The organism is Jiangella gansuensis DSM 44835 (assembly GCF_000515395.1).
GTDB classification, from domain to species: Bacteria; Actinomycetota; Actinomycetes; order Jiangellales; family Jiangellaceae; genus Jiangella; species Jiangella gansuensis.
This window is the reverse complement of record NZ_KI911782.1, coordinates 2,125,362-2,143,745: the sequence shown is the minus strand read 5'-3', so window position 1 is coordinate 2,143,745 and position 18,384 is coordinate 2,125,362. Positions and strand designations below refer to the sequence as shown.

General features: G+C 70.1%; 15 protein-coding genes. 9 read left to right on the top strand and 6 right to left on the bottom strand.

From position 1 onward, the window contains the following. Positions 1-18 precede the first annotated feature (18 nt). The 4 genes from metH to JIAGA_RS0110365 form a co-directional block, all read right to left on the bottom strand. Positions 19-3,504: a methionine synthase gene (gene metH / locus JIAGA_RS0110380; RefSeq protein WP_425402783.1), complete on the bottom strand. Its 3,486-nt coding sequence runs from the start codon at positions 3,502-3,504 to the stop codon at positions 19-21. A 71-nt stretch (positions 3,505-3,575) separates the two neighbouring features. Further along, a complete protein-coding gene (locus JIAGA_RS0110375; protein ID WP_026875612.1) occupies positions 3,576-4,559 on the bottom strand; it encodes a carbohydrate kinase family protein in 984 nt (327 codons plus the stop codon). A gap of 41 nt (positions 4,560-4,600) precedes the next feature. After that, on the bottom strand, positions 4,601-5,797 hold the full coding sequence (metK, locus tag JIAGA_RS0110370; RefSeq protein ID WP_035812375.1) for a methionine adenosyltransferase: 1,197 nt from the start codon (positions 5,795-5,797) through the stop codon (positions 4,601-4,603). Between the two features lie 138 nt (positions 5,798-5,935). After that, entirely contained in the window at positions 5,936-7,630 is a 1,695-nt protein-coding gene (locus JIAGA_RS0110365) for a glycine/sarcosine N-methyltransferase (RefSeq protein ID WP_026875610.1), read from the bottom strand. Positions 7,631-8,189: 559 nt separating this feature from the next. On the opposite strand from JIAGA_RS0110365, the gene JIAGA_RS0110360 reads away from it, so the two are divergent. Beyond that, complete coding sequence (locus tag JIAGA_RS0110360; protein ID WP_026875609.1) at positions 8,190-8,396, top strand: antitoxin; 207 nt, start codon at positions 8,190-8,192, stop codon at positions 8,394-8,396. A 36-nt stretch (positions 8,397-8,432) separates the two neighbouring features. Here the strand turns inward: JIAGA_RS0110360 and JIAGA_RS0110355 are convergent, their stop codons facing one another. Continuing rightward, the gene (locus JIAGA_RS0110355) at positions 8,433-9,170 is read right to left on the bottom strand and encodes a class III extradiol ring-cleavage dioxygenase family protein (protein ID WP_026875608.1); all 738 of its coding nucleotides are present in this window, start codon (positions 9,168-9,170) and stop codon (positions 8,433-8,435) included. Positions 9,171-9,226: 56 nt separating this feature from the next. Between JIAGA_RS0110355 and JIAGA_RS0110350 the strand changes: the two genes are divergently transcribed. The 6 genes from JIAGA_RS0110350 to JIAGA_RS0110325 all read left to right on the top strand — a co-directional run bounded on the left by JIAGA_RS0110350 (position 9,227) and on the right by JIAGA_RS0110325 (position 14,876). Further along, positions 9,227-9,739, top strand: a complete 513-nt coding sequence (locus JIAGA_RS0110350) for a hypothetical protein (protein WP_157552970.1) — start codon at positions 9,227-9,229, stop codon at positions 9,737-9,739. Between the two features lie 154 nt (positions 9,740-9,893). Continuing rightward, a complete protein-coding gene (locus JIAGA_RS0110345; protein ID WP_026875606.1) occupies positions 9,894-10,775 on the top strand; it encodes an ABC transporter permease in 882 nt (293 codons plus the stop codon). Positions 10,776-10,813: 38 nt separating this feature from the next. Then, positions 10,814-11,821, top strand: coding sequence for an ABC transporter substrate-binding protein (locus tag JIAGA_RS0110340; RefSeq protein ID WP_026875605.1), 1,008 nt, complete (start codon positions 10,814-10,816; stop codon positions 11,819-11,821). A gap of 45 nt (positions 11,822-11,866) precedes the next feature. Next, complete coding sequence (locus JIAGA_RS0110335) at positions 11,867-12,676, top strand: ABC transporter ATP-binding protein (protein WP_026875604.1); 810 nt, start codon at positions 11,867-11,869, stop codon at positions 12,674-12,676. Further along, the gene (locus tag JIAGA_RS0110330; protein WP_026875603.1) at positions 12,673-13,860 is read left to right on the top strand and encodes a purine-cytosine permease family protein; all 1,188 of its coding nucleotides are present in this window, start codon (positions 12,673-12,675) and stop codon (positions 13,858-13,860) included. The genes JIAGA_RS0110335 and JIAGA_RS0110330 overlap by 4 nt, the downstream gene beginning before the upstream one ends. 149 nt (positions 13,861-14,009) lie before the next feature. Continuing rightward, positions 14,010-14,876 (top strand): sugar phosphate isomerase/epimerase family protein, encoded by an 867-nt coding sequence (locus JIAGA_RS0110325; protein WP_035812374.1) that lies wholly within the window; start codon positions 14,010-14,012, stop codon positions 14,874-14,876. 12 nt (positions 14,877-14,888) lie between these two features. On the opposite strand, the gene miaB is transcribed toward JIAGA_RS0110325, so the two are convergent. Beyond that, a complete protein-coding gene (gene miaB, locus JIAGA_RS0110320) occupies positions 14,889-16,391 on the bottom strand; it encodes a tRNA (N6-isopentenyl adenosine(37)-C2)-methylthiotransferase MiaB (protein ID WP_026875601.1) in 1,503 nt (500 codons plus the stop codon). Positions 16,392-16,645: 254 nt separating this feature from the next. Here miaB and JIAGA_RS0110315 point away from each other — a divergent pair, with 254 nt between their 5' ends. After that, a complete protein-coding gene (locus JIAGA_RS0110315; RefSeq protein WP_026875600.1) occupies positions 16,646-17,401 on the top strand; it encodes an amino acid ABC transporter ATP-binding protein in 756 nt (251 codons plus the stop codon). A 28-nt stretch (positions 17,402-17,429) separates the two neighbouring features. After that, the gene (locus JIAGA_RS0110310) at positions 17,430-18,326 is read left to right on the top strand and encodes a glutamate ABC transporter substrate-binding protein (protein ID WP_035812371.1); all 897 of its coding nucleotides are present in this window, start codon (positions 17,430-17,432) and stop codon (positions 18,324-18,326) included. Positions 18,327-18,384 lie beyond the last annotated feature (58 nt).

Here is an 18,384-nt window from a genome sequence, read left to right as displayed (position 1 = left end):
TCGGCACTCCTTGAATCCTCAGGTGTTGAAATAGCTGGCCTCGGGGTGGTGGACCACCAAGGCGTCGGTCGACTGTTCCGGGTGCAGCTGGTGCTCGTCCGACAGCCGCACTCCGATGCGCTCCGGCTCCAGCAGGGCGACGATCTTCTCCCGGTCGGCGAGGTCGGGGCAGGCTCCGTATCCCAGCGAGTACCGCGCGCCCCGGTAGCCGAGCCGGAAGAACTCGGTGACGTCGTCGGCGTCCTCGGCCGCGACGGCGGTGCCCTCTGCGAAGCGCAGCTCCTGCCGGACCCGCCGATGCCAGTACTCGGCCAGCGCCTCGGTGAGCTGGACACCCAGCCCGTGCACCTCCAGGTAGTCGCGGTAGGCGTCCGCCGCGAACAGCTCGTTGGCGAAGTCCGCGATCGGCTGCCCCATCGTCACCAGCTGCAGCGGCAGGACGTCCACCTGGCCGTGGCGGGCGGCGAGCTCACGCGAGCGGTAGTAGTCCGCCAGGCACAGCCGCCGGTCCCGGCGTTGCCGCGGGAACGAGAACCGGAATCGCTCACCGGCATCCGGCGCCGGCTCCGCCAGGACGATCAGGTCGTCGCCGTCGGAGACACACGGGAAGTAGCCGTACACGACCGCGGCGTGCGCGAGCACCCCGCGAGTGGTGAGCTCGTCCAGCCAGTACCGCAGCCGCGGCCGTCCCTCGGTCTCGACGAGCTCCTCGTAGCTAGGCCCCTGGCCGCCCTTCGAGCCGCGCAGGCCCCACTGGCCCAGGAACGTCGCACGCTCGTCCAGCAACGCGGCGTAGTCGGCCACGGCGACGCCGCGCACCACCTTGCTGCCCCAGAACGGCGGCGTGGGAACCGCGACGTCGGCGGCGATGTCGGACCTGCCGCCGGGCGGCAGCTCGACCTCCTGCTCGGAGCGGCGCGCTTCGGCGATCTTCTTGGAGCGCTCCCGGCGGGCCCGTCGTTCCGCGCGTTTCGAGTCCGCCACTGTGTCTGCCTCGATGACGCCGCCCTTCTTGCGGGCCATCAGGGAGTCCATCAGCCGCAGTCCCTCGAAGGCGTCACGCGCGTAGTTGACCTCGCCCTTGTAGACCTCGGCGAGGTCGTCCTCGACGAACGTGCGGTTCAGCGCCGCACCGCCCAGCAGCACCGGCCAGCTCTCGGCCACCCCGCGGGCGTTCATCTCCTCGAGGTTCTCCTTCATGATCACCGTCGACTTGACGAGCAGCCCCGACATGCCGATGGCGTCGGCCTTGTGCTCGCCCGCGGCTTCGATGATGGTGTTGATCGGCTGCTTGATGCCGAGGTTCACCACCTCGTAGCCGTTGTTCGACAGAATGATGTCGACGAGGTTCTTGCCGATGTCGTGGACGTCTCCCTTGACGGTGGCCAGGACGATCTTGCCCTTTCCACCCGAACCGTCCTTCTCCATGTGCGGCTCGAGATGCGCCACCGCTGCCTTCATCACCTCGGCTGACTGCAGCACGAACGGCAGCTGCATCTGCCCGGAGCCGAACAGCTCACCGACGGTCTTCATGCCGCTCAGCAGGGTGTCGTTGACGATCTCGAGCGGCTTGCGCTCCTTCATGGCTTCATCCAGGTCCGCCTCGAGGCCGTTGCGCTCGCCGTCGACGATGCGCCGCTCCAGCCGTTCGGCCAGCGGCAGCGCGGCCAGCTCCTCGGCCCGGGTCTCCCGGTTGGACGACGCCGTCGCGCCCTCGAACAGCTCCATGAACGTCTGCAGCGGGTCGTACCCCTCGCGACGTCTGTCGTAGACCAGGTCCAGAGCCACCTCACGCTGCTCGTCCGGGATCCTCGACATCGGCAGGATCTTCGAGGCGTGCACGATGGCCGTCGTCAGGCCGGCCTCCACGCACTCGTGCAGGAAGACCGAGTTCAGCACCTGCCGCGCCGCCGGGTTGAGCCCGAACGACACGTTCGACACGCCCAGGGTGGTCTGCACCTGCGGGTACCGTTCGGTCAGCTGCCGGATCGCCTCGATGGTCTCGACGGCGTCGCGGCGCACTTCCTCCTGCCCGGTGGAGATCGGGAACGTCAGCGTGTCGACGATGATGTCCTCGACGTTCATGCCCCAGTTGGTGGTGAGGTCCTCGATCAGCCGGACGGCGACGCGGACCTTCCACTCCGCGGTGCGGGCCTGGCCTTCCTCGTCGATGCACAGCGCGACCACGGAGGCGCCGTGCTCGGAGGCGATGCGCATCGCGCGCTGGAACCGGGAGTCCGGCCCGGCACCGTCCTCGTAGTTCACCGAGTTGATCACGCAGCGGCCGCCGATGCGCTCCAGGCCGGCCTGGATCACCGCCGGTTCGGTGGAGTCGAGCATGATCGGCAGCGTCGATGCCGTCGCCAGCCGGTGCGCCAGGGTGTCCATGTCGGCGACGCCGTCGCGCCCGACGTAGTCGACACACAGGTCGATGAGGTGGGCGCCCTCCCGGGTCTGCGCCCGGGCGATCTCGACGCAGTCGTCCCACTTCTCCGCCGCCATCGCCTCCCGGAACGCCTTGGAGCCGTTGGCGTTGGTCCGTTCCCCGATCATCAGCACGCTGGCGTCCTGACGGAACGGCACCGACTGGTAGATGGAAGCCACGGCGGCATCCCGCTCGGGCGCGCGCTCGGCGGGGCGCAGCTCACGGACCGCGTCCACCACGGCACGCAAGTGATCCGGCGTCGTACCGCAACAGCCGCCCACCAGGCTCGCGCCGTAGTCGCCCACGAAACCGGCGAGTGCCTCGGCGAGCTCGTCCGGCCCCAGCGGGTACACCGCGCCGTCCGGGCCGAGTTCCGGCAGGCCGGCGTTCGGCATCACCGACAGCGGCACCCGGGCGTGCTGCGACAGGTACCGCAGATGCTCGCCCATCTCGGCCGGACCGGTGGCGCAGTTCATGCCGATAAGGTCGATGCCCAGCGGCTCCAGCGCCGTCACGGCGGCACCGATCTCGCTGCCGACGAGCATCGTGCCGGTGGTCTCCACCGTCACCTGGGCGATGATGGGTACCTCGCGCCCTGCGGCGTGCATCGCCCGCCTCGCACCCAGGACCGCCGCCTTCGTCTGCAGCAGGTCCTGGCTGGTCTCCACGAGCACGACGTCGATACCGCCGGCCAGCATGCCCGCCACCTGCTCGGCATAGGCGTCGCGGATGTGCGCGTAGCGGACGTGCCCGAGAGTCGGCAGCTTCGTGCCCGGCCCGATCGACCCGAGCACGAACCGCGGCCGGTCAGGCGTGGAGAACTCGTCGGCCGCCTCTCGCGCCAGCCGGGCGCCCGCTTCGGCGAGCTCGCCGATCCGGTCGGGGATGTCGTACTCGGCGAGGTTCGCCCAGTTGGCGCCGAACGTGTTCGTCTCGACCAGGTCGGAACCCGCCTCGAAGTACGCCCGGTGCACCGATCGGACGACCTCGGGGCGGGTCACGTTGAGGATCTCGTTGCACCCCTCCAGGCCGGCGAAGTCGTCCAGGGTCAGGTCGTGAGCCTGCAGCATCGTGCCCATGGCGCCGTCGGCCACGAGCACCCGGCGGCTCAGGGCGTCCAGGAAGGTGTCGGCAGACACGCCGTCTCCTCTCACGCGGCCACCGGCAGGAACGACGTGATCTCCGCCGCCGCGTCCTCGCCGTAGGCATCGGCCATCCGGCGCACGAACGTCGACGGATCCAGCTGGTACTCCTGCGGCCCGCGCGCCTCCAGCACGATCGTGGCCAGCAGGCATCCGGTCTGCATCGCCCGGAGGGCTGGAACGCCCCAGGACAGCGCGGCGAAGAAGCCGGCTCGGAAGGCATCGCCGATGCCGGTCGGGTCGACCTCCCGCTTGGCCGGCACGCACGGCACCGTGACCGGCGGCGCACCGGTCGCCTCCAGCCGCGCGCCGCCACTGCCCAGTGTCGTCATCCAGCTGCCCACACGCGCCAGGACCTGCTCGTGCGACCACCCGGTCTTCTCCATCAGCAGGCCGGCCTCGTACTCGTTGGTGAACAGGTACCGAGCGCCCGGCACCAGTGAGGCGACCTCCTCACCGCTCATCCGGGCGATCTGCTGGGAGAAGTCGGCAGTGAACGGAAGGCCCAGCTGACGGCACTGTTCGGTGTGCCGGATCATGCCCTCCGGATCGCTGGCTCCGATGATCACGTGGTCGAGGCCGCCCGCCTGGGCGGTCACGGCGGCAAGGTCGATCTCGCGGGTCTCGGCCATCGCTCCGGTGTAGAACGAGGCGATCTGGTTGTTGGTGCTGTCGGTGGTGCACAGGTAGCGCGCCGTGTGCTGCTCCTCGGACACCCGGACGGACGTGGTGTCCACGCCGTGCGCCTCCAGCCAGGTCCGGTACTCCTCGAAGTCCGCGCCGACGGCGCCGACCAGGACCGGCCGCAGCCCCAGGGCGCCCAGCCCGTACGAGATGTTGGCCGCGACGCCGCCGCGGCGGACGTCGAGGCGGTCGATGAGGAACGACAGGGACACGTGCTCGAGCCGGTCGGCGACGAGTTGGTCCGTGAACCTGCCCGGGAACACCATCAGGTAGTCGGTGGCGATCGATCCGGTCACGGCGATACGCATGGAAGTCTCCTCGGCTGGTGGGAACGGGTCGGACTGCGGGGTCAGAGCCGAGCCGCCACCCGCAGCTCGTCCACCCGGTTCGTCCGCTCCCACGGCAGGTCGAGGTCGGCGCGGCCGAAGTGCCCGTACGACGCCGTCTGCGCGTAGATCGGTCGCAGCAGATCGAGGTCGCGGATGATCGCCGCCGGACGCAGGTCGAACACCTCCTCGATGGCCAGCTGGATCTTCGCCGGGTCCACCGCCTCGGTGCCGAACGTCTCCACGAACAGGCCCACCGGTGCCGCCTTGCCGATGGCGTAGGCCACCTGCACCTCGATGCGAGCGGCCAGCCCGGCCGCCACGGCGTTCTTCGCCACCCAGCGCATCGCGTACGCGGCCGAGCGGTCCACCTTCGACGGGTCCTTGCCGGAGAAGGCGCCGCCGCCGTGGCGCGCCATCCCGCCGTAGGTGTCGACGATGATCTTCCGGCCGGTCAGGCCCGCGTCTCCGACCGGGCCACCCACCACGAACCGGCCGGTCGGGTTGACCAGCAGCCGGGCGTCTGCGACGTCGAGGTCGACATCCTTCAGCACCGGCGCCATCACCTGCTCCCGGATGTCCACGGCGAGCATCCGCTCCAGGTCGATGTCGGCGGCGTGCTGGCTGGACACGACGACGGTGTCCAGGCGCACCGCCCGCTCGTCCTCGTACTCCACCGTCACCTGGGTCTTGCCGTCCGGGCGCAGGTAGGGCAGTGCGCCCTCCTTGCGGACGGCCGTCAGCCGCCGCGAGAGCCGGTGCGCCAGCGCGATGGGCAGCGGCATCAGCTCGGGAGTGTCCGAGCACGCGTAGCCGAACATCAGCCCCTGGTCGCCCGCGCCCTGACCGTCGATCTCGTCCGTGGCGCCCTCGACCCGCGCCTCGTGCGCGGTGTCCACGCCCTGGGCGATGTCGGCGGACTGCGCGTCGATCGCGACGTTCACGCCGCAGGACTCGCCGTCGAAACCCTTGACCGACGAGTCGTAGCCGATCTCGAGGATCCGGTCCCGCACGATCGCGGGGATGTCGACGTAGCTGCTGGTGGTGACCTCGCCGGCAACGTGCACCTGGCCCGTGGTGATCAGCGTCTCCACGGCGACCCGCGAGCGAGCGTCCTGCGCCAGCATCGCGTCCAGGATGGAGTCGCTGATCGCATCCGCCATCTTGTCGGGATGGCCCTCGGTCACCGATTCACTCGTGAACAGACGTCGAAAAGTCATCTCTCAGCACTTCCTCACATCGTCGCCGCGCGAAGGCGGGCATGCGGTCACAGGCAGGCGTCGCCACGCGGCAGGCGCGACGTCGCGGCGGGATTCAACAGGGGTACGGCGGGGGTATGGCGGCGGTGGCGGCGGGGATCACACTCGCGCGGTGAAGATGCCCCAGGTCAGGTGCCCGGCACGGCCTCCGTCGACCCAGCGCTGGAGTCCGGCCTTCATCCGGGTGAGGTACTCGTCGCTGACCAGGCCACGCAGGTCGCCCGCGCGGCGGTCCGTCTCCTCGAGAACCCGCTGGTAATGCCGGGCGAGGTCGGACGCGCGCTCGTGGAACTCCACGTCCTTCATGCCGAGGCGGGCCAGTTCACCCCTGTAGTACTCCGGCGATGCCATGGACTCCAGGTGCAGGCGCCGCAGGATGGGTGTGAGCGCCTCCGGCGGCGCGCCGTCCGCACTCATCGGGTCGGTGAAGACGAGGGCACCACCGGGCGTGAGCACACGGACGGCCTCGTCGAGTACCCGGCCGCGATCGCCGCTGTGCAGGAACGCGTCCTGGGACCACACCAGGTCGAACGAACGGTCCTCGAACGGCAGGTCCTCGAACGACCCGTCGATGACGTCGACGAGGCCGTCGACGCCCTGTTCGCGGTTCAGCGCACGGTTGCGCTGGTTCTCGATCTCGCTCAGGTTCAGGCAGGTGACCTTGCAGCCGTAGGTCTTCGCCAGGTACCGGGCAGCACCGCCGAAGCCGGCGCCGACGTCCAGAACACGGGTGTCGGGGCCGATGTCGACCAGCTCAGCCATCGACGACACGGTCCGCCGGCTCGCTGTCGCGATGTCCTCGGCGGCGTCGGCGTAGGTGCCGACGTGGATGTCCTCGCCACCCCACACGGTGGCGTAGAAGTTGTCCGCGTCGGAGGAGTTGTAGTAGTCGCGGGCGGTGTGCACCGCCGTCGAGTACATCTCCGCGAGTTCGTCATCGGGAAGGTAATGCTTCTCGGCGACGTGGATGTAGAAGTCCGGCTTCTCGTCGGCGTAGGTCTGCTGGAAATCCCCGTACGTCTCGACCTTCTGGAATCCGACCTCGCGCATCAGCCGGCGGACGTAGTCCTTGCGCAGCGGGAACATGTTCAGGTGGTACTCGGACCCGTCCGAGAACCGGTAGCGGAATCGCGCCAGGCCGTCGTCGATGTGCTCGGGCTCGGCCGAGACGTCCTCACCGCAGTAGTAGTACGTGTGCTTGCTGGAGAAGCCGTCGTCGAGGATGGCGTCGTAGTTGCGCTGATCCAGGATCAGGACGCCGTCGTGCTTGAGCATGGCGTAGAACTCAGCCAGCGCCTTGCGCCTGTCCCGCTCGGAGAACAGGTGCGTGAACGAGTTGCCGAGGCACACGATCGCGTCGTACTCCCCGTGGACGTCACGGTTCAGCCACCGCCAGTCCGCGTTCACCACCCGCAGGATGTGCCCACCGTGGGACAGGCCGTTGGCGAACGCCTTGGCCAGCATCTCCGGGCTGCCGTCCGCGCTGACCGTCTCGAAGCCTTCTTCCAGCAGCCGCACCGAATGGAACCCGGTGCCGGTGGCCACGTCCAGGACCTTCCGGACGCCCCGCGCCCGGAGCTGATCGATGAAGAAACTGCCCTCGCTCTCGTAGCGCCTCTTCCAGTCGATCAGCTCGTCCCATTTCTCGACGAAGCTGGTGACGTATTCAGCTGTGTAATGATCAGTGGTACGGACTTCGAGCGGGTTCGTGCCGAAGTCCTGGCCGGGCGATGACCCGGCCTGCTCCGCGTTCTCGGTATTCTGTCGGACGCCGATCTGGTCACTTTCGGGCATGCAAAACTCCCACCAGTTTCTCGAGCGGCACAATTCTCGCGACTGCGCCAGCGCGCCATTGCGCCGGCCTCGGCCCGCCAACACGTCGGAAATCCGCAGATCAAGCGCACGGCGCAGCAGGTGTCTCACACACCCGCACATCGCCCGACAATCGTCGACGACTCGCTGGGGCCCAGCAGCGGCACGGATCGGCGCCATTACACCGGTACGGGCCGCCGTGCCTGCATCCAAGTTAGGGGGTTCGAATCGATATGGCAAGATCCAGACAATTTTCTCCGCTGACCAGCGGATTCATGGACAGTTATCGCGAATTCGCCGCTGAAGATCACTGGAGTCGCGGGGGTGCAAATCCGCCGACGAAGACGTGCTGTATGGTTGGTTTGTTACCCAACATTGCCTCGGTGCCATTCCACTGTCGATCTGACCGCGCAGCGGTCCGGCCACGAGAATCTCCGAACGCGTTGCGGGCGTCACCCGAGCGGGGTATGAAGGCCGTGGGTGCTGGTCGAGCCGCACCAGGCGGCCGCGGCCCCATCGTCAACGAGGGGAAGTGCGCAAGATGGGCTTCGACGAGATCAAGAACAAGATCACCGACGCGGTGTCCGGCAACGCCGACAAGGTCGGCGACGGCGTGGACAAGGCGACCGACTTCATCGACGACAAGACCGGCGGCAAGTACAGCGAGCACCTGGAGACCGCTGACGACAAGGCCCGCGATTTCCTCGACGGCCTGGACGGCGACAAGGACCGGGACAACCCGGCCTGACGCGCCAGGGGCATCACCGTGGGAGCGGCGACCGGTTCAGCCGTGCCGCTCCCACACCCCTACCACGTAACCCACGCCATAGGGTGCGTCGTCATAGAGGACGTCGGCGTCGAACACCGCGTCCTCAGCCGCACCGGCCAGGACCCGCAGCGGGTTCACTCCACTCGATCCGACCTCCGCGCCGAGCTGGCCGTCCAGTGCGAGCACCTGTTGGGGGTCCCCGTCGCGCACCGCCCGCGCCATCGCGGCATCGAACCGGGCCGACCGCTCGCGCACCGCGGCGGGTGACGTGTCGGCCCGCGACGCGGACCCGTCGGCCATCACCAGCAGAGCGACCCGGTCGGCCAGCCCGGCCAGCCGCTCCCCCAGCTCGACACAGTCGGACTCCGCTCCGTCGCCGGCCACCGTCGCCGCGTGCACCGCGCCGTCCCACCCGTCCCGCTCCAGCAGCCAGGCGCCGACGCACAACGACAGCGGCAGCTCCGCGCTGGAGCGGCCGGAGCCGCCGGAGCCGGTGGTGCCGGAGCCCTCTGCGCCCGGCAGCGCGACCGCCCGGTCGACGCCATAGGGCGCCAGCGTGCCGGAACGTGGCGCGTCGTGGGTGGTCGTGACCCCGGAACCGATGACGACCAGAGCGTCGGGGCTGCCGGCGCGCAGCTCGTCGACCGCGGTCCAACAGGCCTGCCGCAGACGGTCCAGCTGGGGGTCGGACGCCGGCCCGACGCCAGCCACCAGCAGCGGCGGATGCGGGCAGATGGCCGCGGAGATCAGCACATCGCTCAGACTACGCGCCGCTCCGGCTCGTCACAGGCGGCGGAACGTGGTCGAATATGAGGCATATGTTCGACGCCGACCACAGCCTCCGCCTCGTCATGGCCGGCGTCGTCCTGCTGATCGGCATCAGTTGCTCGATCGCCTGGCTGCCGGCCACCCGACGCGATCCCGCTGGGCTTCCCGCTCGCGGGTTCGGCACCGCCGGGGCGATCATGGCCATCGCCGACTGGGGCGGCGTCGGTAGCGTGCTCGGGCTGTCCCTGGCCGCCATGGGCGTCCTGATCGGCTGGGAGGGCCAGCCGCCACCGGAGATGCCCCGCCCACGCCGCGGCGGGCTCGTCACCGCCGCCGTCGTCACCGGCCTCGTCACGCTCGCGACCTTCGACGGCTGGGGCCCGTTGTCCCGCATGCCCGACGAGCTGCGGGCGGTGGCCGCGCTGGTCGTCGGGGTCACCGGCGCGTTGGCCACGGTGGCCATCGCCGACCGTTCCCGCGTGCGGCTGCGCGAGGCCATCCGGCGCCGGTTCGGCCCGCCGGTCCCCCAACGGTCGGCACCGCCCGCCCCGTGACCCGGGTCGTGGCGGCACCGCACTGCCGACCTGCGCCGGACTCTTGACCGTCCCGCCGACGGCCGGGTAACGTCGCCCACCACGAGGAAAGCGTTTTCCGCTGGAGGCGCCATGTTTGCCATTCCTACGACCCGCCGCACGGACGGGAGCGCCGATGCCTGACGTCGCCGCCCAGCCCGTGACCACGCCGGGCACCACACCCGACGACGACGGCGAAAGGCGCCCCGAGCTGGGCCGCCAAGTGGCCGAGCGGACCAGGCAGCTGCTCTCGGCCGCCTGGCGCCCCGCCCTCCTGTTGGTGCTCCTGGTCCTCGCGTGGTGGATCATCACCGTTGCGGAGGTCTTCCCGGCCTACCTCGTCCCCGCGCCGGGCGACGTCTGGTCGACGCTGATCGAGGACTGGGGGATGCTCGCCGGGCACACCTGGGTCACCGCGTACGAGACGGTGATCGGCTTCATCCTCGCGGCGGCGCTCGGAATGCTGGCCGCCGTGCTCATCGTCTACTCACCCACGCTGGAGAAGGCGCTCTACCCGCTGATCCTGTTCGCCCAGGTCATCCCCAAGATCGCCATCGCGCCGATCCTCGTCGTGTGGTTCGGCTTCGGGCCGACGCCGAAGGTGATCCTGGCCGTCCTGATCGCGTTCTTCCCGGTGGTCGTGTCCGGCGTGGCCGGGCTGCGCTCCACCGACCCGGAGCTGCTGGACCTCTCCGCCACCATGGGCGCCAGCCGCTGGAAGACGTTCCGCAAGATCAGGTTCCCGGGTGCGCTGCCCCACCTGATGTCCGGCCTGAAAGTGGCGGTGACGCTGGCCGTCGTCGGCGCCGTCGTCGGCGAGTTCGTCGGCGCGGACGAGGGCCTCGGCTACGTCCTGCTGCTGGCCAGCGGCAATCTCAACTCCGCACTACTGTTCGCCGACCTGATACTCATGTCCGCCCTCGGCGTCATCCTGTTCGTCCTCGTCGAGGCGGCCGAAGCACTGCTCATCCCCTGGCATGCCAGCCGGCGGCAAGGCACACCGCTCACCACCTCCTGACCACCTCCTACCGCATCCGCCACGAAAGGTGCCGCACCATGCGACGCAGCCTGTTGACCACCTCGGCGGTGGCCCTTCTCGTCCTCTCCGCCTGCAGCGGCGACGACGACCCGACCGCGTCCACCGGCGACGGTGAGCTCACCCCGGTGACCCTGACCCTCAACTGGGTGCCCTACGGCGAGCACGCGCCGTTCTACTACGGCGTCGCCGAGGGCATCTACGAGGAGGAGGGCATCGACCTGGAGATCCGGCCGGGCAACGGCTCGGGCACCACAGTGCAGCAGGTGGCGCAGTCGCAGACCGACTTCGGCTGGGCGGACACGCCGCCACTGCTCAACGGCATCAGCGAAGGCATGCCGGTCAAGAGCGTCGGCGTGTTCCTGCAGATCGGCCCGTCGTCGGTGGAGTTCTTCAGCGACCAGGGCATCAGCGAGCCGGCGGACCTGGTGGGGAAGGTCGTCGCCGGAACACCCGGCGATGCCATGTACGCGACGTTCCCCGCCTGGCTGGAGATCAACGGCGTCGACCCCGACGACGTCGAGGTGGTCAACGTCGACCCGGCCGGCAAGATCGCCGCACTCGTCGAGGGCCGCGCCGACGTCATCCAGGGGTTCCACCACGACCAGGCGCCCACGATCGAGAACATCAGCGGCCAGGAGGTCGACGCCCTGCCCTTCGCCGACTGGGGCATGAACCTCCTGGGCACGGGCATCGTCGCCCACCAGAACACCATCGATGAGGACCCCGAGCTGGTCGAGGCGTTCGTCCGCGCCACCGCCCGGTCGTGGGAGGCCGCCGCCGAGGACCTGGACGGCGCCGCGGCCGCCATGGAGGACGGCGCCGACGAGACCCCGCCGGCCGACGTGCTGCGGGCCCAGCTGGAGCAGAGCATCGCGCTGCTGCGGCTCGACGAGGCCGCCGCACCGGGCGTCAACACCGAGGAGCAGTGGCAGGAGACCATCGACCTGCTGGCCGAGCACGCCGACCTGTCCGACCCGGGCGACCCGGCGACGTACTGGGACTCCTCGTTCGGCGCGGCGGAGTGACGGACGGGTGCAGGCGACGGAATGAGGGGAACGATGTCGGACACCATGACGACGAACACCACCGGACCGGCCGCGGCCGCCGGCACCGACACCATCGACATCCGCAACCTCAGCTGCACGTTCAGCTCCAAGCGCAAGCGCACGACGGCGCTGTCGGACGTGTCGCTGCGGGTCGGAGCCGGCGAGTTCGTGAGCATCGTGGGGCCGTCCGGGTGCGGCAAATCCACCCTGCTCAAGATCGTCGCCGGGCTGGTGCCGCCGAGCCACGGTGACGTGGAGCTTCTCGGCCGCCCGGTCACCGAGCCGCAGCGGGAGATCGGCTTCGCCTTCCAGCGCGCCGCACTGCTGGAGTGGCGTGGCGTCCGGGCGAACATCCTGCTCCAGGCAGAGATGCGCGGCATGGACAAGCGCCGTGCCGCGGAGCGGGCCGACCACCTCATCGAGATGACAGGGCTGACCGGGTTCGAGAGCGCGCTGCCGCACGAGCTCTCCGGCGGCATGCAGCAGCGGGTGGCACTGTGCCGCGCGTTGCTGCACGAGCCGCCGGTGCTGCTCATGGACGAGCCGTTCGGCGCCCTCGACGCGCTCACCCGCGAGCACATGAACGTCGAGATGCACCGCATCTGGCGCGAGACCGGCACCACGGTCGTCCTCGTCACGCACTCGATCGCCGAGGCCGTCTACCTCGGCCAGCGGGTGGTGGTGATGACACCGCGACCGGGCCGGATCGAGCGGATCTACGACGTCGACCTGCCGGCTGAGCGTGACTACGGTGCCACCATGTCCAGCGCGACGTTCGAGACACTGGCACAGGAGATCCGGACGCTGCTCGGAGCCAGCGCCCACCACGGATGACGGCGGTCGAACCGGCCGTCGCGGAGCGGCGCTGGTGGAACACCGCCGGCGCGTGGCTGGCCATCGGGACGTCGCCGGCGGCCCTGGTGCTCGGCGCGGGCGTCGCCGACCGGCACGGCGGGCCGATGCCACTGGTCGCGCTGCTGGCCGGCGGCGTGGCGATGGCGGTGTTGCTCCTGCTGCAGGGCCGGTTCGGGCTGCGCCCGCCGCGCGGCGACGGCTGGGCGCTGGCCGAGGTGCTCGACGGCTACCTGCCGCGCCGCGACCGGACCCTGGTCGCGGCGCTCATGGCACTGGCGATGGTCGGCTGGCTCGGGTTCAACGCCGGGCTGGGCGGCGCGGCGCTGGCGTCCGCGCTCGACGTTCCCCGGTGGCTGGGCATCGTGGCCCTGGGCCTGCCGCTGACGGCGCTGGCGCTGGCCGGGCAGCCGCGCTGGAACGCCCTGGCGATGGTGACGACGGCGGCCGCGCTGGCGCTGATCGTGATGATCGCCGCCCGCGGGTCACCGGGTGACCAGCCACCCATCACGGCCGAGCTCGGGCCGGCCGGGTCGTTCCTCGCCGACGTCGCGGTGTTCGTCGGTTACGTCTCCGTGTTCGCGTTGCGCGCGCCCGACTTCACCGCCGGACTGCGCAGCCGGACCGACCTGTGGGCGTGTGCCGGGATCCTCGTGCTGCCCACCCTGGTGGCGGCTGCTGCCGGCACCACCATCGCCCTGGACAGCGGGTCCTCGGACCTGGTCGGGCACCTGCGCACGTCGCAGGTCGGCACCGTCCTGGTCGTCGTGGCGGTGATCGCGCCGTGCCTCACGGCGTACCACTCCGGCGGCCTGGCGCTGCGGTCGGTCACGCGGCTGCCTGAATCGCGGGCGATGCTGCTGGTGGGCGCCGCCGGGCTGGTGCTGGCGATCGGCGGGTTCGAGTCCGCGCTGCTCCCCTGGCTCACCATCCTGGCCGCCGTGCTGCCGCCGCTGGTGGTGCCGCTGGCCTGGGAGGCCTGGGCCAGGCGGCGCCGGCGCCGGGAACCCCGGCGGGTGACGGCCGCCGCCTGGCTGCCAGCGGCGGTCCTCGGCATCGCGCTCACGGTCGCCGACGTGCCCGGCGCGCCGCTGGCGGCGCTGCTGGCCGCGGTCCAGTGCACCGCCGCGCTGCACGCACACCGGACGTATCGCGCCCGCGGCTGAAACCGCCCGTACAGCGTCGTGGCGGGGGCGTTGACGCGGGGCACCGGCGTCGCTAGCTTGGTTTTCGGAAAGCGCTTGCCCGCACCAGAATCCGCAGCCGCATCGCCACCGTCAGCTGTTCACCGTCGAACCCGGAAGGTGGAACTCCCATGCCCTCTCTCGACCGCCGCGCGTTCCTGCGCTCCTCCCTCGCCACCGGCGCCGCCGCACTCGGCGCCACCGCGGCCCTCTCGGCCGCCGTCCCGGCCCACGCGACCGGCCCGCGCCGCATCATCCCGCGCCCAGCCATCGGCATGCACCTGTACACGATGCGTCGCGACCTCGCCGCCGACTTCGCCGGCACCATCCAGGCACTCGCCGACATCGGCTACGCAACCGTGGGCGTCAGCGGCCGGCACGGCCACAGCGCCGCCGAGATCCGGTCCATACTCGACGATGCCGGGCTGAAGGCCGTCCTCGAGCACGTCGGCTACGACCGGCTCACGAACAACCTCGAGGGCGCCTGCGAGGACGTCGTCACCCTTGGCGGCCACTGGGTGGTGACCTCCAGCCTGCCCGGGTCGCTGTACACCGCCGACGGCATCCGCCAGGCGGCCGCCGCGTTCAACCGGGCCGGCGAGGTTGCCGCGACCTACGGGCTGAAGGTGCTGCACCACAACCACGACGCGGAATTCCGCACCGACGGCGGGCGGGTTCTCTACGACATCCTGATCGAGGAGACCAACCCCGACTACGTCGGCTTCGAGCTCGACGTCTACTGGGCGGCGAGGGGCGGCTACGACGCGGCCGACTACTTCGTCCGCTACCCGGCTCGCTTCCCCGCCCTGCATGTCAAGGACATGGCGCCCGACGGCGGCTTCGCGGACGTGGGCTCCGGTGTGCTCGACTTCGCCACGATGTTCCGGGACGCCCACCGCGGCGGCGTCCGCCAGTTCCTCGTCGAGCACGACAACCCGCAGGACGCGTTCAGCACCGCCCGCAACAGCTTCCAGGCGCTGCGCACACTGCGCTACTGACCTGTAGCGCCCCTAATGGTGACCGCAGGCCGGTGCGGTGGCCCCCGCCGGCGACGGGGCGGGGGCACCCACCGTGGGCATGCCGAGCAGCACCCCCGGCGAGGCTGGTGACAGCGCCGACGGTGCCGCCGTTGCCCGCTCGTGGGCGTCGCCGGCGCGGGTGCGGCGCAGCTCGTAGGTGGGCCCGTCGGCCACCAGGTGGTGCGGGGCGGCGTAGCTGACCCGCACCGTCACCATGTCGCCGGGCCGCGGCGGCGTCGCCCCGTCCGGTACGGAGAAGTGCACCAGACGGTTGTCGCGGGCCCGGCCGGACAGCCGGTGCGTCGCGCCGTCCTTGCGGCCCTCGCCCTCGGCGACCAGCACCTCGACGTCGCGGCCGACGAAGGCGCGGCTCTCGGTCCAGGCGACCTCCTCGACCAGGGCGGCGAGGCGCTGGTAGCGCTCGCGCACCACCTCGGCCGGCACCTGGTCGTCCATGGTGGCCGCCGGGGTGCCCGGCCGCTTGGAGTATTGGAACGTGAACGCCGAGGCGAACCGGGCCTCGCGGACGACCTGCAACGTCTGCTCGAAGTCGTCGTCGGTCTCGCCGGGGAACCCGACGATGATGTCGGTGGTGATGGCCGCGTGGGGCATCGCCGCACGCACCTTCTCGACGATGCCGAGGTAGCGCTCCTGCCGGTACGAGCGGCGCATCGCCCGCAGCACCCGGTCCGACCCGGACTGCAGCGGCATGTGCAGCTGCGGCATCACCGCGGGTGTCTCGGCCATGGCGGCGATGACGTCGTCGGTGAAGTCACGCGGATGCGGGCTGGTGAAGCGGACCCGCTCCAGCCCGTCGACGCCGCCGACGGTACGCAGCAGCTTGCCGAACGCGTAGCGGTCGCCGAACTCCACGCCGTACGCATTCACGTTCTGCCCCAGCAACGTGACCTCGATGACGCCCTCCGCGACCAGCGCCTGCACCTCCGCGAGGACATCGCCCGGGCGGCGGTCCCGCTCACGCCCGCGCAGCGCCGGCACGATGCAGAACGTGCAGGTGTTGTTGCAGCCGACGCTGATGGCCACCCAGGCCGCGTACGGGCTCTCCCGCCGCGACGGCAGGTTGGACGGGAACGTCTCCAGCGCCTCGACGATCTCGACCTGCGCCTCGGCCTCGATGCGGGCGCGGTCCAGCAGCGCCGGCAACGAGCCGACGTTGTGGGTGCCGAAGACGACATCCACCCACGGCGCCCGCCGCACGATCTCCGAACGGTCCTTCTGAGCCAGACAGCCACCGACGGCGATCTGCATGCCGTCGCGGCCTGCCTTCACCGACGCCAGGTGACCGAGGTTGCCGTAGAGCTTGTTGTCGGCGTTCTCCCGCACCGCGCAGGTGTTCAGCACGACGACGTCGGCGGGCGCTCCCGCCTCCGCCCTGGCATAGCCGGCGTCCTCCAGCAGCCCGGCCAGCCGCTCGGAGTCGTGGACGTTCATCTGGCACCCGTAGGTGCGGACCTCGTACGTGCGCGCGCTCATATCGTCACCCAGGATAAGCGCTCGCCCGGACATCGCGTCCGGCGAGCAAGGTGTCAGAGCGCACGTTCGGGTCTGGCCGTTGGGCTGATTCGGCCGGTGTTGTCAGACCGTTATCAACCAGTGACCGCAACCGCTGCTCAAAGGGCATGACAGCACGTCATCTGCCTCATACCGTTGACGCTTGTCCCACGTGGAACCTGGTGAGGTGGTGGTGTGAGTCCCATGAGTCGTCACGGCAAGCCCGGTGCCGCCCGATGAGCGACGCCCGGGACGGCGCGCCGCTCGTCGAGCTGCGCGACGTCAACAAGCACTTCGGTGACCTGCACGTCCTGCGAGACATCAACCTCACCGTCGACCGTGGCGAGGTCGTCGTCGTCATCGGGCCGTCGGGATCGGGCAAGTCGACGCTGTGCCGCACCATCAACCGGCTGGAGACCATCGACTCCGGCACCATCACGCTCGACGGCCAGCCGCTGCCGGCCGAGGGCAAGGCGCTGGCCAAGCTCCGCGCTGACGTCGGCATGGTGTTCCAGGCGTTCAACCTGTTCGCGCACAAGACGGTCCTGCAGAACGTCACCCTCGGCCCCATGAAGGCCAAGGGCGCCCGCAAGGCCGACGCGGAGAAGCTGGCCATGGAGCTGCTGGAACGCGTCGGCGTCGCCGACCAGGCCGGCAAGCTGCCGGCGCAGCTATCCGGCGGCCAGCAGCAGCGGGTGGCCATCGCTCGCGCGCTGGCCATGCGGCCCAAGGTGATGCTGTTCGACGAACCCACGTCGGCCCTCGACCCGGAGATGATCAACGAGGTGCTCGACGTCATGACCGACCTGGCCCAGGACGGCATGACGATGATGGTGATCACCCACGAGATGGGATTCGCCCGCCGAGCCGCCAACCGGGTGATATTCATGGACGCCGGCAGCATCGTCGAAGAAGCCACACCCGAGGAGTTCTTCACCAATGCGCGGAGCGACCGGGCCCGGGACTTCCTCAGCAAGATCCTGACTCACTGAGCCTTATCGCACGTAGAGGAGCACGACAATGCGTACCCGATCGATACTGCGCCGCTACAGCGCCGTGGCCGCCACCGCGCTGGCCGCGTCGCTCGTTCTCACCGCCTGTGGTGACGACGACGGAGGCGACAACGGCGGCGGCGACGACGAGCCCACCGCCGAGGCCGCCGACTTCCCCGAGGGCAGCACCATGGCCGAGCTGGCCGAGGCCGGCAGCATCACCGTCGGCACCAAGTTCGACCAGCCGCTGTTCGGCCTGGTGGGCCCGGACGGCGTGCCCGTCGGCTTCGACGTCGAGATCGCCAAGATCATCGCCACCGAGCTCGGTATCACCGAGGACAACATCGAGTGGGTCGAGACCATCTCGGCCAACCGTGAGTCGTTCATCGAGGACGGTCGCGTCGACATCGTCGTCGCCACCTACACCATCAACGACGAGCGCAAGCAGCTGGTCGACTTCGCCGGGCCGTACTACGAGGCCGGCCAGATGCTCATGGTGCTCGAGGAGAACACCGACATCAACGGTCCGGACGACCTCGCCGGCAAGCGGGTCTGCTCGGCTGAGGGCTCCACCCCGGCCGAGAACATCCGCACCAACTACCCCGAGGCCGAGCTCTTCCCGACCGGTGCGTACTCCGACTGCCTCGAGCCGCTGCGCAACGGCCAGGTCGACGCCGTCACCACCGACAACGTCATCCTGTCCGGCTTCGTCGACCAGAACTCCGGAGAGTTCAAGCTGGTCGGCGAGCAGTTCACCGAGGAGCCGTACGGCATCGGCCTGGCGCTCGGCGACACCGAGTTCCGCAACTGGATCAACGACGTCCTCGAGGAGTCCTTCGAGGACGGCCGCTGGGAAGAGGCGTGGGAGAACACCGCCGGCGCCGTCCTGGACACCCCGGAGCCGCCGGAGGTCGACCGCTACTGACGGATGCCGCTCGGGGTGGGTTCGCTGCCTGATGCAGCGGCCCACCCCGGCGTGACCT

Coding starts and splice junctions, on each gene's coding strand:
- metH (WP_425402783.1), bottom strand. CDS start 3,504: ATGGGCACGATGCTGCAGGCTCACGACCTGACCCTGGACGACTTCGCC.
- JIAGA_RS0110375 (WP_026875612.1), bottom strand. CDS start 4,559: ATGCGTATCGCCGTGACCGGATCGATCGCCACCGACTACCTGATGGTG.
- metK (WP_035812375.1), bottom strand. CDS start 5,797: ATGACTTTTCGACGTCTGTTCACGAGTGAATCGGTGACCGAGGGCCAT.
- JIAGA_RS0110365 (WP_026875610.1), bottom strand. CDS start 7,630: ATGCCCGAAAGTGACCAGATCGGCGTCCGACAGAATACCGAGAACGCG.
- JIAGA_RS0110360 (WP_026875609.1), top strand. CDS start 8,190: ATGGGCTTCGACGAGATCAAGAACAAGATCACCGACGCGGTGTCCGGC.
- JIAGA_RS0110350 (WP_157552970.1), top strand. CDS start 9,227: ATGAGGCATATGTTCGACGCCGACCACAGCCTCCGCCTCGTCATGGCC.
- JIAGA_RS0110345 (WP_026875606.1), top strand. CDS start 9,894: ATGCCTGACGTCGCCGCCCAGCCCGTGACCACGCCGGGCACCACACCC.
- JIAGA_RS0110340 (WP_026875605.1), top strand. CDS start 10,814: ATGCGACGCAGCCTGTTGACCACCTCGGCGGTGGCCCTTCTCGTCCTC.
- JIAGA_RS0110335 (WP_026875604.1), top strand. CDS start 11,867: ATGACGACGAACACCACCGGACCGGCCGCGGCCGCCGGCACCGACACC.
- JIAGA_RS0110330 (WP_026875603.1), top strand. CDS start 12,673: ATGACGGCGGTCGAACCGGCCGTCGCGGAGCGGCGCTGGTGGAACACC.
- JIAGA_RS0110325 (WP_035812374.1), top strand. CDS start 14,010: ATGCCCTCTCTCGACCGCCGCGCGTTCCTGCGCTCCTCCCTCGCCACC.
- miaB (WP_026875601.1), bottom strand. CDS start 16,391: ATGAGCGCGCGCACGTACGAGGTCCGCACCTACGGGTGCCAGATGAAC.
- JIAGA_RS0110315 (WP_026875600.1), top strand. CDS start 16,646: ATGAGCGACGCCCGGGACGGCGCGCCGCTCGTCGAGCTGCGCGACGTC.
- JIAGA_RS0110310 (WP_035812371.1), top strand. CDS start 17,430: ATGCGTACCCGATCGATACTGCGCCGCTACAGCGCCGTGGCCGCCACC.